Raw genomic sequence first — 14,655 nt, forward strand, 5'->3', positions numbered from 1 at the left:
CGGCGAAGACCCCCTTCACCGATTGAATTGCCGCGCCCCTAGGCTTTTATGCTGCAACGCACAACCGCGCGAATGCGTATTCATAGGCGGTTTTGGGTGCGTGAGGCGCTTTGGCCACGGGTGCGTTGCGGCGGGAGTTGCTTCGCTAACTGGAGAGCAGGATTTAGAGCCCCGCCCTAGCCAAAGCCTGATCCAAATCCTCCATCAGGTCGGCCGGGTCTTCCAGGCCAACATTGATCCGCAGCAAGCCTTCGGTCACGCCCATTTCCGCGCGACCTTCTTCGCTCATCCCGGCATGCGTGCTGGAGGCAGGGTGGCACATTAGGCTGCGCGCGTCGCCAATATTGTTCGAAATATCAATCAGTTCCAGCGCATCTAGCAAAGCGAAAGCGCGCGCGCGCGTGCCGACATCAAAGGCGAAGATCGGCCCGGTCGCATCCATCTGAGCCTTCGCGAGATTGTGGCGCGGATGGCTTGGTAGGCCGGGGTGCAGCACGCGCCCCCCGCCCTTCGATATGCGCGGCTCCAGAAATTTGCCCAGCGCCACAGCCTGCTCACTTTGCTTGTGCGCGCGCAGCTGCAGCGTCTCCAGACCCTTGTGCACGACCCAGGCGTTAAACGCGCTGATCGTTGGGCCGGTGTTGCGCTGAAATGGCATCAGCGTCTCATTGATCCACTCTTCACTGCCGCAAATTGCCCCAGCGAGCACGCGGCCTTGTCCGTCCATCAGCTTGGTCGCGCTGTAAGCGACAACGTCTGCGCCGAATTCCATCGGCCGCTGCAGCGCTGGCGAGGCAAAGGCGTTGTCGACCACGCTGGTGATCCCATGCGCCTTTGCCAGAGCGCAAACATGTTTAAGATCAACCACATCCAACGTCGGATTGGCCGGAGTCTCAAAGAAGAACACTTTGGTGTTTGGCCGGATCGCGGCCTCCCACGCGGCATCATCCGCGCTGTCGATGACGCTGGTTTCAACGCCAAATTTCGGCAGCAACTCATCCACCAACCAGCGGCACGAACCAAACGCCGCGCGCGCCGCCACCACATGATCGCCAGCGGACACTTGGCACAGCAAAGCCGCCGTCATCGCCGCCATTCCGCTAGCTTGCGCGCGGCATGCCTCCGCCCCTTCGAGCAGCGCGATCCGCTCCTCCAGCATCGCCACGGTCGGATTTTGCAGGCGCGAATAGGTCATGCCCTGCGCATCGCCCGCGAACCGGTCTGCCACCGTTTGCGCATCGTCATAGGTGTAGCCGGATGTGAGAAACAGCGCCTCACTCGTCTCGCCATGCTCGCTGCGCCAGGTTCCCCCGCGCACCGCGCGCGTTGCAGGCCGCCAATTGCGCGTCGCCGCGCGGTCCATTCCAGTGGTCTTTTTCATGAGGGCGCTTCTAAGAGGGAGACAGATCACTCGCAAGCAGTCCTTCACGCGCCGTGCGCGCATGTCCGACCACGCCCAGCATCAAACTGCCCTCGATCAGGGTCAGCAGGTAACGCGCCCCGCCCGCAGGATCGGGATCATCGGCGGGCATTTGCGTCTCCAACCAGCCGAGCAGCTCCGCCATCATGCTCTCCGCCGCCTCGCGGTAGCCGGGAACGCCGCGCGCCGCACCCGCCACAATCTCCCACCACAGCGCCATAAACGGCTGCATCGCCGGTTCGCGGCCCTGGGCAAGGATGCGGGCCACGCATTGCTGCCGCGTCACCGCTCTTTCGTCGCCCACACCCGCATCCAGCGCGGCGGAATAGATCCCGGCGATATGCTCCAGTACATCGGTAAGTAGCTGTTCTTTGTTGCCAAAATGATAGATCAGCATACGGTCGCTGGTGCCCGCGGCCTTCGCCAATGGGCGCAGGCTTGCCCCGCCGAGGCCGTGCTCCAAAATATGCTGCGCGAGCAGTGGCAGCAGCGATTCCTTCGACATTTGCGGCTTGGATATGAGTTTTGACATAAGCCCTTGTAGCGAACGCTACACTGCGTTACAAGCGCCTGTAGCACTTGCTACATATGCACGGAGAATCGACCCATGAATCCGCTTGAAATGTCCCCGCTCGAAATTCTGGCCGCCGCTGGTTTGATCTCGATCGCCGGTGTCGCTGCCTATATGGTGATGGCGGATCGCAAAATTGGCAGCCCGGCCATCGCCGCCGCGCTATGCGCCGCGTTCCTCACCTATAGCGGGGTCACGATCTACAGCGAAGGATTGCTGCTGGTCTGGACCAATCATACGCACAATATGTGGGGCGTGCAGGTCTGGTGGGATCTGCTGTTTGCCGTTGGAATCGCTCTATTTTTCATCGCGCCACGCGCCCGCGCCGTGGGTATGAATGTGCCGCTGTGGACGCTCGCTATCCTTGGCACCGCCAGCATTGCCTTGCTGGCGATGGCGGCGCGCCTGTTCTGGCTCGAAAGCCAAGCGGAAACCGGTACCGATTAACAATATGCACTGATCCAAACACTTGCCGCTGAGGAGGGGCGCGGCTAATCGCTCCTCCGAAATGAGCGAAGCCCCTCCCCATCCGAGCGACCCATGGCTGGCCTGTCTGGGCATCACGGCTGTGTTCGCCGCTTTGGGGTGGGTGCGGCTGACGATCCCTTCGAGTCCGATGTTTGATGAGATCCACTATCTGCCCGCTGCGCGCGCGATTTTGGAAGACGGCATTTATCTCAATCGTGAGCATCCGCTGCTCGGCAAGCAATTGATTGCACTGGGTATTACTCTGTTTGGAGACAATGCACTGGGCTGGCGCATCATGCCGATGATCGCGGGCGCTGCGGCGCTTTTCGCGGCGATGCGCGCCATGTGGCAGGCCAGCTTTGACCGGTTTGCGACCATTGCCTTTGGCGTGCTGGTCGCCAGCGGATTTCATCTCTTTATCCATGCCCGCATCGCGATGCTGGATGTGTTTATGGCCGCGTTCCTTTGCATCGCAGCGTGGCAATTCGCCGGTGCGATCAGAGAGGCAGAGCGTGGACGCTTGCGGCTCGCGGCCTGCGGCGTGGCTCTGGGCCTGGCGATGGCGTCCAAATGGAACGCAGTGCCAATTGCGGTGCTACCGGGCATCGCTTTCTTCGCTGCGCGCCTATCCGCTGGCAGGCAGCGACTGCTCACCAGCACACGCGGTATTCCGGTTCCGGGCATATCGCTGGCTGAGGCGTTTCTGTGGCTCGGCATTGTACCGCTCGCCGCCTATGCCGCGACCTATCTGCCCGCTTACGGCCTGCTCAATTCGCCGCTGGCAGAACAGGGCATAATCGGCCTCCACCGCGAGATGATCGAGCTGCAGGCCTCCGTCAAACAGCCGCATCCTTATCAAAGCACGTGGGACCAATGGGCGCTGAATACGCGCGGCATTTGGTATCTGTATGAGTTTACGGACAACGCTCAGCGCGGCGTGCTGCTGATCGGCAATCCGCTTACGATGCTGCTCGGCCTGCCCGCGCTGGTGTGGTGCGCGCTCAGCGGCGCGACCACTCGCAATTGGGCCAAGATTGCCGTTGTCGCGGGCTATGCCGCCAGCCTCGGGCTGTGGCTGATCGCGAACAAGCCGATCCAGTTCTACTACCATTATTTCATGCCGAGCCTGTTCCTGCTGGGCGCGCTGGCGCTGACACTCGGCGATCTATCGCGCAGTAAATTTCGCTGGGCCAGTTACGGAGTTCTGCTCGGTAGCGCGGCGATGTTTGCGCTGTTTTTCAAGATCTTGACCGCTGCAGAGCTCGATGGCCCGATGAGCTTCGTCCATTGGACCTGGATTGAAGGGTGGAGGTAAGAGATAGCCTCCCTTCGTCATTGCGAGCCGAAGGCGAAGCAATCCACGGTCTAGCGGGCAATATCAAAGAACAGGTCTCGCCAGTCTGGGTTCGATGCCTCAATTAGCGAAATCTTCGCCTTCCTCGACCCAGCTTTAAGTTGCTTCTCTCGCATTATCGCATGTTCCATAGTCGAGTGCAGTTCAAACCACACGAGCCGCTTGCAATTGTACCGTTTGGTAAAGCCCTCGACCGCTCCGCTGCGATGTTCCCACGCCCGCTTTAGCAGATCCGAGGTAACGCCCGTGTAGATCGTGCCGCTCTTGTGGTTCGCCATTATGTAAACGGCGGGCTGGAAGTTTGAGGACTGGTCCATGGATTGCTTCGCTACGCTCGCAACGACAATAAATTCAATACCTTCCCCAGACGAACCGGCTGGATAGGGCGTAATTCCAAACCGATCCGATCAGGATTCCAGCGAGCGCGGCGAGTGCCCAATAAATGCCCCGACTTTCCAGCAGCGTCGCCACCGCGACATTGGCGAACGCGCCCACTGCGCAGGTCGCGCAAAAGCCAAGCCATCCGCGCAGCACCGCGCCCGGTCCGCGCAGCCGCTGATCACGGTAGGTCAGCCAGTTATTGAGCCAGAAATTGAAGCTCATCGCTGCGAACACAGCGCCCGCTTGCGCGATGGTGAAGGCTTCTTCCAGCCACAGCAGCAGCAGCGCCAGCACTGCCATATGCACGATCACGCCCAGCGCGCCGACTGTGCCGAACAGAGCAAACCGGGTCGGGATCACGCGGCCCAGAGTCTTGTCGTAAAGCCCGGCCAAAAAGTCGAACAGGATCGCGCGATCAAGCTTGCTTTCGCCCTCGCGGCGTTTGGCGAATTTGAGCGGAAATTCCTTTACGCTCAGAGTCTTGCCAGAGGTCGCCAGCAGGTCGAGTAGTATCTTGAACCCGATGCCGGAAAGGCGCGGGACAAGCGCGCGCGCCGTCTCACTGCGCAGCAGGAAATAGCCGCTCATCGGATCGCTCAGATCGGCCCCGGTTAGGCGCCGCGCCATCGCATTGGCAAAGCCGGACAGACGCTCTCGCTCCGGCGCTGCCCAGTCCTTTGTGCTAGCACCCGGAGCAAACCGTGAAGCGACCGCTACGTCAGCCTCCTCGCTACGCACCGCATCCAACATACTCCCGAGCAATTCCGGGTCGTGCTGATGGTCAGCATCCATCACCGCCACATAAGGCGCAGCGGTGGCGCAAAAACCCTCAATCGCCGCGCTGGCTAGGCCCCGCCGGCCAATCCGTTGGATCACGCGCACCCGCGCATCCCCCAGCGCAATCGCGCGCGCCTCATCCGCCGTGCCATCGGCGCTGTTATCGTCGATAATCAGCACTTCCCAGCCGTTCGCGCCCAAAATCGGGGTCAGCGCGGTATCAATCCGCTCCACCAAGGGCGCCAGATTGCCGCGCTCGTTCAGCGTCGGCAGGATAATCGCAAGTTCAAGCCCGGCCGTCATTGTGCATGCAGCCCCGAGCGCTCAAAGCCGCTCGATAATCGCGCTGCCAATCGCCTCGCAGCCGTGCGAGCCGCCCAAATCGCCGCCGCGAATGCCGTCTGCCAGCGCTTTCGCCACCGCTGTCTCGATCCGCGCTGCCTCTGCCTCAAGCCCAAAGGAGTGGCGCAGCATCATCGCCGCTGACAGGACCGTCGCCATCGGATTGGCCTTGCCCTGCCCAGCAATGTCGGGCGCGCTGCCGTGGATTGGCTCGTACAGGCCGAAAGTGCCGTGTTCCGTTTGGCGCGAGCCCATGGAGGCACTGGGCAACAGGCCGATTGAGCCGACCGCCGCGCTGGCGAGATCGGACAGAATATCGCCGAACAGATTGCCAGTAACGATCACGTCAAATTGCGATGGCCCGGTGACAAGCTGCATCGCGGCGTTGTCGACATACATATGGTCGAGAGCAATGTCGTTGTCTTGCTCCGCCGCATATTCCAGCACCGTTTCGCGCCAAATACGGCTGGTTTCCAGGACGTTAGCCTTGTCGACGCTGGTCACCCGCCCGCCGCGTGTCTTGGCCGCGTTCCACGCGATGGCCGCGATCCGGCGGACCTCGCTGACGGAGTAAGACATCATGTCCCACCCTTCGCGCTCGCCCGCGTCATTCACGCGCTCGCCCTTGTCGCCGAAATAGACATCACCGGTCAGCTCGCGAACGATCAGCAGGTCAAAACCCGCTGCCTGCTCCGGCGCGAGCGGGGAAAGCTCCTCCAGCCCGTCAAACACCTTGGCCGGGCGCAGATTGGCAAACAGATCAAGCTCTTTGCGCAGCCCCAGGATCGCTTGCTCCGGGCGCAAATGCCGCTCCAGTGTGTCGCACGAGGGATCACCCACTGCTCCAAACAGCACCGCATCGGCCGCGCGAGCCATCTCCAGCGTCTCTGCGGGCAGAGGATGGCCGTGGCGCTTATAAGCAACCGCGCCAATATCACCTTCAAACAGGGTAAGGCCGGGCAGCGAGAGCGCATCGAGCACGCGCAAGGCCTCTTTCGTCACCTCTGGGCCAATCCCATCACCGGGAAAAACTGCGATCTTCATTGGCAAACTTTCACGTCATCATCCGGGCCAGTCGCTCTGTGAGCAGCACTCGCGCGGCCATAACATCGCGGTCACGCTCGGCAAGTACGTATCGCGCGAGCGGGGCCTGAAGCGCCCTAAATTGCGCCATTTGCGCGGCCAAATCGCTGTTTGGATCGGGCTTACCGCCGCCATATCCGAGCGCGCGCAGCAACATCGCCTCGTAAGTGACCAGCACAGACAGCCATCCGCGCGCAGAGGGCGCATGGCATATCGCGCCCAGCAGCGCATTCAGCGCTTGATAGAGGCTGGGATAGGGATTGCGTTCTGGCAGAGCGGTCGCCGTCAGAGCGCAAACCCATGTGATCGCAGCGGCCGGCAGTGGCTCTGTCATCCACGGCCCGCGGCTTTCTGAAAGCTCGATCCGCGCAAACGGCAATTGGCTGTCCGATTTAGAGCGTAGCTCCGCCTCAATCGAATTACCCGGGATCATCACCGGGCGCAGCCGCCGCCCGCGCCCGCCCGCGACATAGCCTGCGACGAGCCCGTGCTCCTCGGTCAGCATGCGCGCAATCGCAGCGCTTTCCCCATGAGCGCGCGAGGCGACAAGGATGGCTGGCGCTCTGATATTCATGACATTCTGCGGTGCAGCGCGCGGGGCGTCACTGCCCGTCGCTCAGCCCCAGATGCTGTTCGATAAACTCGGCCTGTTTTCGGAAATAAAACAGCTGATTGCTGAGTTTGCGCCAGCCGTGGCCTTCATCAGGAATGCGGACGAATGGCGCTGGCACACCGTTTGCGCGCAGCGTCTTCACCATGGTTTCGGTCTCCATAATGTCGATCCGGGGGTCCATGACGCCGTGCGAATAGAGCACCGGCACATTGATCTGATCAGCTTTGCGGATCGGCGAGTTCACCGTGTAATATTCGCGCCAGCGCGGGTCTTCGATATCGCCATATTCGATTTTGTCGGAGGCCTTGAGCGCAGGCGAGGCGATCTCCAGCGCGGTGACCCAATCCGCCACACCGAATAATGAGACCCCGGCGGCAAATTCGCCCGGATATTCCGCCAGCACCGCATTGACGGCATAGCCGCCATAAGAGCCGCCCATCACCGCCGCCCTACCGCCATCGATCAAGCCATCGGCGGCCAGAGCATTCTTTAAATCAACCAGATCGCGCACCGAATCCAAGCGGTTTTCGCGGTCGTCCAGCGTCGTATATGTGCGCCCCAGCCCGGTAGAACCGCGCACATTGGGCTCAAACACGGCGACGCCGCGCGCGACGTGATATTGCGCAATCGCATCAAAGGTTGCCTGAGATTGAGCCGTTGGTCCGCCGTGGACGGAGAAGACGACCGGCGGCGCGTTTTCGCCCGTGCCCGCGCCCTCTGGCAGATAGAGCAGCCCCTGCAATTCCAGGCCATCGCGGGCCTCATAACGAACAACTCTGGGGCAAATCAGTCGAGCCGGATCAAGCCCAGCGAGGTTGGCCTCCATGACCTTTTCCGCCGTCCCTTCCAGCGGATCGATCATCCAGAGCTCACCCGGCGTTTGCCAGCCATTGACGCGCACCATCAGCTTGGGATCAGCCCCGCCTTCGCAATCAAGCGTGTAATTGCCATCGGGCAATTTGGGTACGGTCAGCTGCAGGCCCTCGTCTTTGCTCCGTATGAAAAGCCGGTCAAACCCGTTGTGGTTTTCGGTGTACGCGATGACGCTGCCGCCAGGCCCGCACAGCTCAACATTCTCGACGTCGGCCTTCGGGAGAAAGGCGGTCTTGATCTCGCCATTGCTCAGATCATAGCGCGACAGAGCGGAATATTCACGGCCCAGATTGGTCGAGAAATAGACCGATTCTGAATTCTCGCCCCATTCAAACCCGCCGATCGTATGGCTCGCGCGGTCATCCACGGGCGGCTTAGAGATCGTAGTCATTTCCTTGGTCGCAAGATCGAGCAGATAGAGATTGTCGGCATCCTCACCCACCGTTTCGGTCACGATGGCGTATTTCCCATCTGGCGAGATCGATTCCGGAATGAGGCCCAACTCGCTCTCGACAATCAGTTCGCTCTCGCCAGCCATGGTGCCGCGATAAATGTCGAACACGCCCGCCCCGCGCGCGGTAGAGGCGTAGACAAAGCTGCCATCGCTCGCAAAATCGCCGAAGACACGAAAATCACCGCGGGCCGCTGGCAGCACTTCGGTCTCGTCTTTGCCGTCTGGAGTGATGGTGAAATAGCCCGGCTGCTCATTGCCATCGCGGTCGGCAGCATAGAACAGGCGCGATCCATCGGGCGTCCAAACCGGCGCGCTCACCCCGGTCTTAAAGGTCACTTGTTTGGGCACGCCCCCGCTGGCGGGCATCACCCACAATTCCGATTGCCCGGTTACATCCCAGCTGAAGGCGATTGTTTCGCCATCGGGCGAAAGGTTGGCTGCCCCCGGACCATTTGCGAGCAGATAGCGCACAATGTCCGCCGGATGCTCACCCGCGCGGCCAATCGGCACGTCGCTACCGTCAGGTTCCATCGCTTCGATAGAGAGGTCTGCGCCCTTAGCGCCGCCGAAACTCTCCTCTGTGTCTTGCGCCAAGAGGGCCGCAGGCAAGAGGGCAATTACGCCAGTGGCGACAAGGAGCGATGTGCGAAGCATGGACGGCCTTTCATAGCGGAGCAATTGCCCGCGAACCTAGAGGAACGCCGCAAGCTTGCAATCCCGCCGTGGCCGGTATTTCTGGGCAGACTACTTCTTGGAGAGTTTGGCTTCAAGCTGTTTGATCCGCGCCTCGAGCGCTTCGTTCTGCTCGCGCGCCTTTTGCGCCATCAGCTTGACCGTCTCAAACTCTTCGCGGCTCACAAAGTCGACCCCGCCCAAGGCTTCGCGCATTTTCTCACGCGCGCCCTCGCGGGCCTCGCGCGTCATGCCGGCCATTGTGCCAGCGGCGCTGTTTGCGAGTTTGACGAAGTCGGCGATGATCGGGTTTTCACTTTGCATGGAAGTCAAATGGTGAAGCGAGCAGGATTTGTCCAGAGTAGAGTGTTTGTGCGTGAACTCAGTTATCGCGCCAATCCTCGGCCTAGCCAGCGTGCGCTCTTGCTCCGCGGCCAAGCCGTAACTGCTTCATAGCTGTATCCGCTGCACTGCCGCGCTTTCACCAGACGCACCGCCATCTGGGTTGAGTACAAGAAATTGGTAATTGAGCATGGTGGCAAACAGCACCCAAGTCAAATAGGGCAGAAGCAGGAGCCCCGCCAGTTTGCGCACCCGATAAAAGGCCCAGATCACTGCCAGCATGGTGGCGATCACGCCGCCGAGCAACCACAGGCCGCCGACGATATCTTGCATCGCGAAGAACACCGGATGCCACGCCAAATTCAACGCGAAGTGGATCACAAAAAGCCCAATCGCCAATGGCCGACCATATGCACCCCAAGAGCTGACCACCAAAGCGAGGGAGACACCAATCATCACGTAGAGAATGGGCCACACAATCGCGAACGCTACAGATGGCGGGAAAAGAGCAGGTTTCTCAAGCCCCTGAAACCATAAGGTTTCAGAGCTGCCCAATTGGCCAGAAACGAATCCGAGCAACCCGATTAGAGGAACGAAAAACAAGGACCAGCGCAGCAGACTTGCCCGCAATTGCGCTTTGGACGCGAGAAAAGTCATATCCATCCTCATGTGAGCCGCAGATGCCGCCGTATTCCCAAAAATACGGCGCGATTCGCGGGTGCGATCAGAGCCAGTCGGGATACACATCGCCGCCCCGCGCGCCAATCACGCCCGGGCGCAGAAACGGTAGATCGTCGGGGAAGAAACGCAGCTCAGCGCAATTTATTGCCAAATTATCAACAAAACCATTGGGACACTTTCAAACCTTCTGCTAGGCCTGCCACATTCCTGCCGTGATTCTTGAGCGCACGACGGTGAGGAACGTTGGAGTGGGGCGCTCAACCCAATGAGGTAAAATTTCTATGCAAAAGACCAAACTCGCATCGATGATGGCGATCGCTGGCGGCCTTTCAATCGCTACTGCTGCGTGTTCAGCACCTGCTGAAGAAGCAAGCACCGACGCAGACACCACTGCAGTGGCTTGCTGTGCGGCTGCTGGCTGCTGTGCAGCTGCTGGCTGTTGTGCCGCCGCTGGTTGCTGTGCGGCTGAAGGCTGCTGTGCAGCTGCTGGCTGTGAAGCATCTGCATGTGCGGCTGAAGGCTGCTGTGCTGCTGCTTGCTGTGCAGCTGCATGCTGTGCCGCTGCTGAATAATTCAGCTAAGCAAAGCTAAACCCAAGTTTGGCTAAACCCAAATTTGGTTAAACAATGCGGGCCGGTGACAACGTGGTTGTCGCCGGCCTCTTTGTTTTTTAGATACAACCTATGACACCTAAAGAAGCCGCGCTCACCGTTATCGAAACGATCACACAAATGGCCAGCGAGCAGCGCCCGCTGATGGCGCGCGTGTTACCAGCTGAAAATGTGCATTTCTGGAAGCATTACCCGGAAAAAGACGCGCGCGACGCCAAGACCAAATCGCGCTGGTATTACCACGTGCATGCGCCGGGTCAGCGCGATGAGAACGAGCATGGCCATTTCCACCTGTTCCTGCACCGCGATCAGCTGATCAAAGGTAGCCAGGTTGCCGTGATGCCGCCGGAAGGCGAGAAAGCCAAAGCGCATGTGACCCATCTGGTCGCGCTGTCGGTTGATACGAACGGCATTCCAATGTCGTGGTTCACCACCAATCGCTTCGTCACCAACGAATTTCTCTATCCCGCAGAGACGATGATCAAGCATCTGAAGCTCTACAATGTCGATAAGACACAGGAAGATGAGCTGGTGAACCGTCTGGTCACTGCCATGGTCGCGCTATACCGCGAAGAGATCGCCGAGTTGCTGCTCCAGCGCGATCTCCGCCAGGCTGAACTGGTCGCGAAGCATGGCCCAAAGGGTTATGAAAAGGATTGCGGGGTCGAGGTGCTAAGCTCCATCCCTATTGATCTGGATGAGAAGATTTCGGCGCTCGATCTGGATTAGGATGGTTAGAGGCTTGGTCGCGGAGCACGGCGCGCAGCGCCGCAAGGGCGACCGCCCGCCCGCAGCGACGCGATCTTTGATCGCATGAGCGAGGATATCGCACTCGCGGATGCGAGTGCGGAACTATGATCTTCTCGCACTCACCAGAAACTCAACATTGCCTTGCGGGCCGGTGATCGGGCTTTCGACAATACCCTGAATGCGCCACCCCGCTTGCTCCAGCCATTCGCGCACTTCTTCGCACACGCGGGCGTGCAGTGCCGCATCGCGCACCACCCCGCCCTTGCCCACTTCCGCGCGGGCGACCTCGAACTGCGGCTTAATCAGCGCCACCAGCTGACACTCCTGCGCCGCCAATTCCAGCGGCCGCTCCAGCACTTTGGATAGGCTGATAAAGCTAGCATCGCACACCACCCAGCTGAACGGCTGAGTGATATGGTCCGGGGTCAGCACCCGCGCGCTGGTTTGTTCATAGACCGTGACGCGATCGTCTTGGCGCAGCTTCCACGCGAGCTGATTGGTCCCGCTGTCCACCGCAAAGACATGCGCCGCACCATTTGTCAGCAGCACATCCGTAAACCCGCCCGTCGATGACCCGACATCCATCGCCGTCACGCCCGTGGGATCGAGCTCAAAATGCTCAATCGCATGGGCAAGTTTGATCCCGCCGCGGCTGACCCAGGGGTGATCGCGCCCGCGCACCTCCAGCGCCGCATCCTCGGCGATTTGCTGTCCCGGCTTGGTCACCTTTTGCTCGCCGACGAACACCGCGCCCGCCATCACCAGAGCTTGAGCGCGCGTGCGGCTTTCCGCCAGGCCCTGCTCGGCCAGCAGTTGATCAACGCGCTTCTTTTTTACTTTTGGAGCGGATTTCGCTGAGGAATTCGGTGTTTTCGGCATAGACGAAGGCCTCGTTAGCGCGCATTGATGCGGCATGAAAGCAATCTACCTCAACGCCATCGGCGCCGTCGCTCTCAGTTTCACCATTGCCGCCTGCGTGCCATCCTCTGAGCCGCCCAGCGTCGCAACCTCCGCTCCGGCGACGACGAGCACACCCGCTGCCGCGCCCAGCCCTCTGCCGGCAGCTCCAAAGCCGGCTGCAACCCTGCCCCCTCTGACTGGCGGCATATCGTTCCTCGACGCTCCGCAGACGCAGGGCAATTGGCGCTATATTGTGGAGCGCAATGAGACCTTCGCTTTGTTCGGCAGCAGCATTGAGAACGCGCAGGCAATCATCCGCTGCGATCTGGATACGCGCCAAGTTGGGATCGGCCGGTTTGGCCTAGCCGCGAGCGCCGCAGCCATGCGGATTCGCACCGAAACTCGGGCGAAAGAGGATATGGCGACCACGCGCGACAGCGGGCAGCCATTGGTCGCCTTTGAAATCAACGCGAACGATCCGGTGCTGGATGCAATGGCGTTGTCAAAGGGGCGCTTTGCGATTGAGACCGCCGGGATGCCGACGCTTTACCTGCCCGCATGGGCCGAAGTGACCCGAGTGATCGAAGATTGCAGGTAATTGAGCGAGGCGATCTATTCTGACGTGGGAAAAGTTTTTTACAAGACTTGTGTTCAAACCCAAAACGACTTAGATTGATCCTCGAGTTCAGCGGCGAACGCAGTACTCGGCCCCCCGATGATACGGCTGGGTCTTGGCTTAATAGCGCGAAAGGAGGTGATCCGATGTCTCATGGTTCAGTAGCGAGGTCGGTGAAGATCCCTACGGAGCATATTCGGTAATTTCCCTCGCGGAAAAAGACGCCGAGTAAGGCTTTGTGAGCGGCACTTCCGGCCGCTGACCATGCGAAGGGCAGTTCCGCGGAGGCGGGGCTGCCCTTCTCAGTTTTTTGAGAGGCTTCAAGCGCCAGCGCTCACATCCGTTCGCTTGGCTATCCTCGCTATTACGACCTGAAGGTCGCATCGCTGCGGACGGCCAGTCGGCCTTGCGAACCCTATCGGGTTCGATCCACTGCCAGACATCCGGCTTGGTCGCGGAGCACGGCGCGCAGCGCCGCAAGGGCGACCGCCCGCCCGCAGCGGGGTCGAAGACGGCCATAGGCCACCCGATCTTTGATCGCGTGAGCGAGGAAAACGCGAGCGCGGATGCGCTTGCGAAAAACAAACAAACAAACACGCCCACCTCACACAAATCTTGCCCTTGCGCGCTCACGGTATTACGCGCGTTCCCATGCAATTTGAGACAATCCCCCACCCCTCGCCAATAGCTGATGATGCGCGCGAAGCCGCCATCGCCGATCCTGGTTTTGGCACGGTCTTCACCGATCACATGGTCACGATTGACTATGATGAGGGCGCAGAGGGCAGTGTCGGCGGCGGCTGGCACTCCCCGCGCATTGGCCCGCGCGAACCCATTGCGCTCGATCCCGCGGCCAGCGTCCTGCACTATGCGCAGGAAATTTTCGAAGGGATGAAGGCCTACCGCCTGGCGGATGGCGAGCTCGCCTTGTTCCGCCCAGAGGAAAACGCCCGCCGGTTTAACGCCAGCGCGCGGCGCATGGCCATGCCTGAACTGCCTGAGGAGCTGTTCCTTGAAGCCGTGAACAAAGCGGTCACCGCGGATGCCAAGTGGTTCCCCAGCGTGGAGGGCGGCTCGCTCTACATCCGCCCGTTCATGTTCGCGAGCGAGGCGTTTCTGGGCGTGCGCCCGGCCAAGCAATATAAGTTTATCGTCATCCTGAGCGCGGCGGGCAATTACTTCAAATCTGGCTCACCCGCTGTCAGCATCTGGCAATCGGAATACACCCGCGCGGCCCCCGGCGGCACAGGCGCGGCGAAGACCGGCGGCAATTACGCCGCCAGCCTGGTGCCCACCGGCGAGGCGTTCAAACGCGGCCATGATCAGGTCCTATTCCTCGATGCGGTCGAGAAGAAATGGGTCGAGGAACTGGGCGGCATGAACCTGTTCTTCGTTATGCGCGATGGCAGCGTGATCACTCCGCCGCTGACCGGCACAATTCTGCCCGGGATCACCCGCAACAGCCTGATCACCCTGCTCGGCGAGGAAGGGCTGAGCGTGCGCGAGGAACCCTATTCGATCCAGCAATGGCGCAGCGATGCGGCCAGCGGCGATCTGGTCGAGGTGATGGCCTGCGGCACGGCGGCAGTGGTCACTCCGGTTGGCAAGGTCGACAGCGCCGATGGCGAATTCGTAATCGGCAATGGCGGCCCCGGCGCAGTAACCAGCAAAATCCGCGAGAAATTGGTCGGCATCCAGCGCGGCAGCGTGGACGACACGCATGGCTGGGTAAAGCTAGTCTAAAGGA

The 14,655-nt window shown here is 60.5% G+C and carries 16 protein-coding genes; 6 read left to right on the forward strand and 10 right to left on the reverse strand.

What is annotated here, in order from left to right; translation table 11 throughout:
* Positions 1-163: 163 nt before the first annotated feature.
* Positions 164-1,381, reverse strand: a complete 1,218-nt coding sequence (locus AC0V6V_RS03260; RefSeq protein ID WP_486164027.1) for a trans-sulfuration enzyme family protein — start codon at positions 1,379-1,381, stop codon at positions 164-166.
* A 10-nt stretch (positions 1,382-1,391) separates the two neighbouring features.
* Entirely contained in the window at positions 1,392-1,952 is a 561-nt protein-coding gene (locus tag AC0V6V_RS03265; protein ID WP_486164028.1) for a TetR/AcrR family transcriptional regulator, read from the reverse strand.
* Between the two features lie 75 nt (positions 1,953-2,027).
* Between AC0V6V_RS03265 and AC0V6V_RS03270 the strand changes: the two genes are divergently transcribed.
* Both AC0V6V_RS03270 and AC0V6V_RS03275 read left to right on the forward strand, forming a co-directional pair.
* On the forward strand, positions 2,028-2,438 hold the full coding sequence (locus AC0V6V_RS03270; RefSeq protein WP_486164029.1) for a hypothetical protein: 411 nt from the start codon (positions 2,028-2,030) through the stop codon (positions 2,436-2,438).
* A 61-nt stretch (positions 2,439-2,499) separates the two neighbouring features.
* Positions 2,500-3,774, forward strand: a complete 1,275-nt coding sequence (locus AC0V6V_RS03275) for a phospholipid carrier-dependent glycosyltransferase (RefSeq protein WP_486164030.1) — start codon at positions 2,500-2,502, stop codon at positions 3,772-3,774.
* Between the two features lie 50 nt (positions 3,775-3,824).
* On the opposite strand, the gene AC0V6V_RS03280 is transcribed toward AC0V6V_RS03275, so the two are convergent.
* The 7 genes from AC0V6V_RS03280 to AC0V6V_RS03310 form a co-directional block, all read right to left on the reverse strand.
* Complete coding sequence (locus AC0V6V_RS03280; protein WP_486164031.1) at positions 3,825-4,130, reverse strand: GIY-YIG nuclease family protein; 306 nt, start codon at positions 4,128-4,130, stop codon at positions 3,825-3,827.
* Between the two features lie 34 nt (positions 4,131-4,164).
* Positions 4,165-5,274, reverse strand: coding sequence for a glycosyltransferase (locus AC0V6V_RS03285; RefSeq protein WP_486164032.1), 1,110 nt, complete (start codon positions 5,272-5,274; stop codon positions 4,165-4,167).
* 21 nt (positions 5,275-5,295) lie between these two features.
* Complete coding sequence (gene leuB, locus AC0V6V_RS03290) at positions 5,296-6,357, reverse strand: 3-isopropylmalate dehydrogenase (protein ID WP_486164033.1); 1,062 nt, start codon at positions 6,355-6,357, stop codon at positions 5,296-5,298.
* 10 nt (positions 6,358-6,367) lie between these two features.
* The gene (gene recO / locus AC0V6V_RS03295; RefSeq protein WP_486164034.1) at positions 6,368-6,970 is read right to left on the reverse strand and encodes a DNA repair protein RecO; all 603 of its coding nucleotides are present in this window, start codon (positions 6,968-6,970) and stop codon (positions 6,368-6,370) included.
* A gap of 28 nt (positions 6,971-6,998) precedes the next feature.
* Positions 6,999-8,990 (reverse strand): S9 family peptidase, encoded by a 1,992-nt coding sequence (locus AC0V6V_RS03300; protein WP_486166198.1) that lies wholly within the window; start codon positions 8,988-8,990, stop codon positions 6,999-7,001.
* Between the two features lie 90 nt (positions 8,991-9,080).
* Positions 9,081-9,332, reverse strand: coding sequence for an accessory factor UbiK family protein (locus tag AC0V6V_RS03305; protein WP_472638436.1), 252 nt, complete (start codon positions 9,330-9,332; stop codon positions 9,081-9,083).
* Positions 9,333-9,458: 126 nt separating this feature from the next.
* Complete coding sequence (locus tag AC0V6V_RS03310; protein ID WP_486164036.1) at positions 9,459-10,019, reverse strand: TspO/MBR family protein; 561 nt, start codon at positions 10,017-10,019, stop codon at positions 9,459-9,461.
* Positions 10,020-10,436: 417 nt separating this feature from the next.
* Here AC0V6V_RS03310 and AC0V6V_RS03315 point away from each other — a divergent pair, with 417 nt between their 5' ends.
* Together AC0V6V_RS03315 and AC0V6V_RS03320 are read left to right on the forward strand one after the other, a co-directional pair.
* The gene (locus AC0V6V_RS03315) at positions 10,437-10,622 is read left to right on the forward strand and encodes a hypothetical protein (RefSeq protein ID WP_486166199.1); all 186 of its coding nucleotides are present in this window, start codon (positions 10,437-10,439) and stop codon (positions 10,620-10,622) included.
* A 92-nt stretch (positions 10,623-10,714) separates the two neighbouring features.
* Positions 10,715-11,371 carry a DUF6969 family protein gene (locus AC0V6V_RS03320; RefSeq protein ID WP_486164038.1) on the forward strand — a complete coding sequence of 219 codons (657 nt, stop codon included), beginning with the start codon at positions 10,715-10,717 and terminating at the stop codon, positions 11,369-11,371.
* Between the two features lie 123 nt (positions 11,372-11,494).
* Here the strand turns inward: AC0V6V_RS03320 and AC0V6V_RS03325 are convergent, their stop codons facing one another.
* Positions 11,495-12,271, reverse strand: coding sequence for a TlyA family RNA methyltransferase (locus AC0V6V_RS03325; protein ID WP_486164039.1), 777 nt, complete (start codon positions 12,269-12,271; stop codon positions 11,495-11,497).
* A 34-nt stretch (positions 12,272-12,305) separates the two neighbouring features.
* On the opposite strand from AC0V6V_RS03325, the gene AC0V6V_RS03330 reads away from it, so the two are divergent.
* Both AC0V6V_RS03330 and AC0V6V_RS03335 read left to right on the forward strand, forming a co-directional pair.
* Positions 12,306-12,890: a hypothetical protein gene (locus tag AC0V6V_RS03330; protein ID WP_486164040.1), complete on the forward strand. Its 585-nt coding sequence runs from the start codon at positions 12,306-12,308 to the stop codon at positions 12,888-12,890.
* 669 nt (positions 12,891-13,559) lie between these two features.
* Complete coding sequence (locus tag AC0V6V_RS03335) at positions 13,560-14,651, forward strand: branched-chain amino acid aminotransferase (RefSeq protein ID WP_486164041.1); 1,092 nt, start codon at positions 13,560-13,562, stop codon at positions 14,649-14,651.
* Positions 14,652-14,655 lie beyond the last annotated feature (4 nt).

This window comes from Erythrobacter sp. S249 (assembly GCF_057364975.1).

Bases quoted from the DNA above. Each gene is read 5' to 3' on its own strand.
- AC0V6V_RS03260 (WP_486164027.1), bottom strand. From the start codon at position 1,381: ATGAAAAAGACCACTGGAATGGACCGCGCGGCGACGCGCAATTGGCGG.
- AC0V6V_RS03265 (WP_486164028.1), bottom strand. From the start codon at position 1,952: ATGTCAAAACTCATATCCAAGCCGCAAATGTCGAAGGAATCGCTGCTG.
- AC0V6V_RS03270 (WP_486164029.1), top strand. From the start codon at position 2,028: ATGAATCCGCTTGAAATGTCCCCGCTCGAAATTCTGGCCGCCGCTGGT.
- AC0V6V_RS03275 (WP_486164030.1), top strand. From the start codon at position 2,500: ATGAGCGAAGCCCCTCCCCATCCGAGCGACCCATGGCTGGCCTGTCTG.
- AC0V6V_RS03280 (WP_486164031.1), bottom strand. From the start codon at position 4,130: ATGGACCAGTCCTCAAACTTCCAGCCCGCCGTTTACATAATGGCGAAC.
- AC0V6V_RS03285 (WP_486164032.1), bottom strand. From the start codon at position 5,274: ATGACGGCCGGGCTTGAACTTGCGATTATCCTGCCGACGCTGAACGAG.
- leuB (WP_486164033.1), bottom strand. From the start codon at position 6,357: ATGAAGATCGCAGTTTTTCCCGGTGATGGGATTGGCCCAGAGGTGACG.
- recO (WP_486164034.1), bottom strand. From the start codon at position 6,970: ATGAATATCAGAGCGCCAGCCATCCTTGTCGCCTCGCGCGCTCATGGG.
- AC0V6V_RS03300 (WP_486166198.1), bottom strand. From the start codon at position 8,990: ATGCTTCGCACATCGCTCCTTGTCGCCACTGGCGTAATTGCCCTCTTG.
- AC0V6V_RS03305 (WP_472638436.1), bottom strand. From the start codon at position 9,332: ATGCAAAGTGAAAACCCGATCATCGCCGACTTCGTCAAACTCGCAAAC.
- AC0V6V_RS03310 (WP_486164036.1), bottom strand. From the start codon at position 10,019: ATGAGGATGGATATGACTTTTCTCGCGTCCAAAGCGCAATTGCGGGCA.
- AC0V6V_RS03320 (WP_486164038.1), top strand. From the start codon at position 10,715: ATGACACCTAAAGAAGCCGCGCTCACCGTTATCGAAACGATCACACAA.
- AC0V6V_RS03325 (WP_486164039.1), bottom strand. From the start codon at position 12,271: ATGCCGAAAACACCGAATTCCTCAGCGAAATCCGCTCCAAAAGTAAAA.
- AC0V6V_RS03330 (WP_486164040.1), top strand. From the start codon at position 12,306: ATGAAAGCAATCTACCTCAACGCCATCGGCGCCGTCGCTCTCAGTTTC.
- AC0V6V_RS03335 (WP_486164041.1), top strand. From the start codon at position 13,560: ATGCAATTTGAGACAATCCCCCACCCCTCGCCAATAGCTGATGATGCG.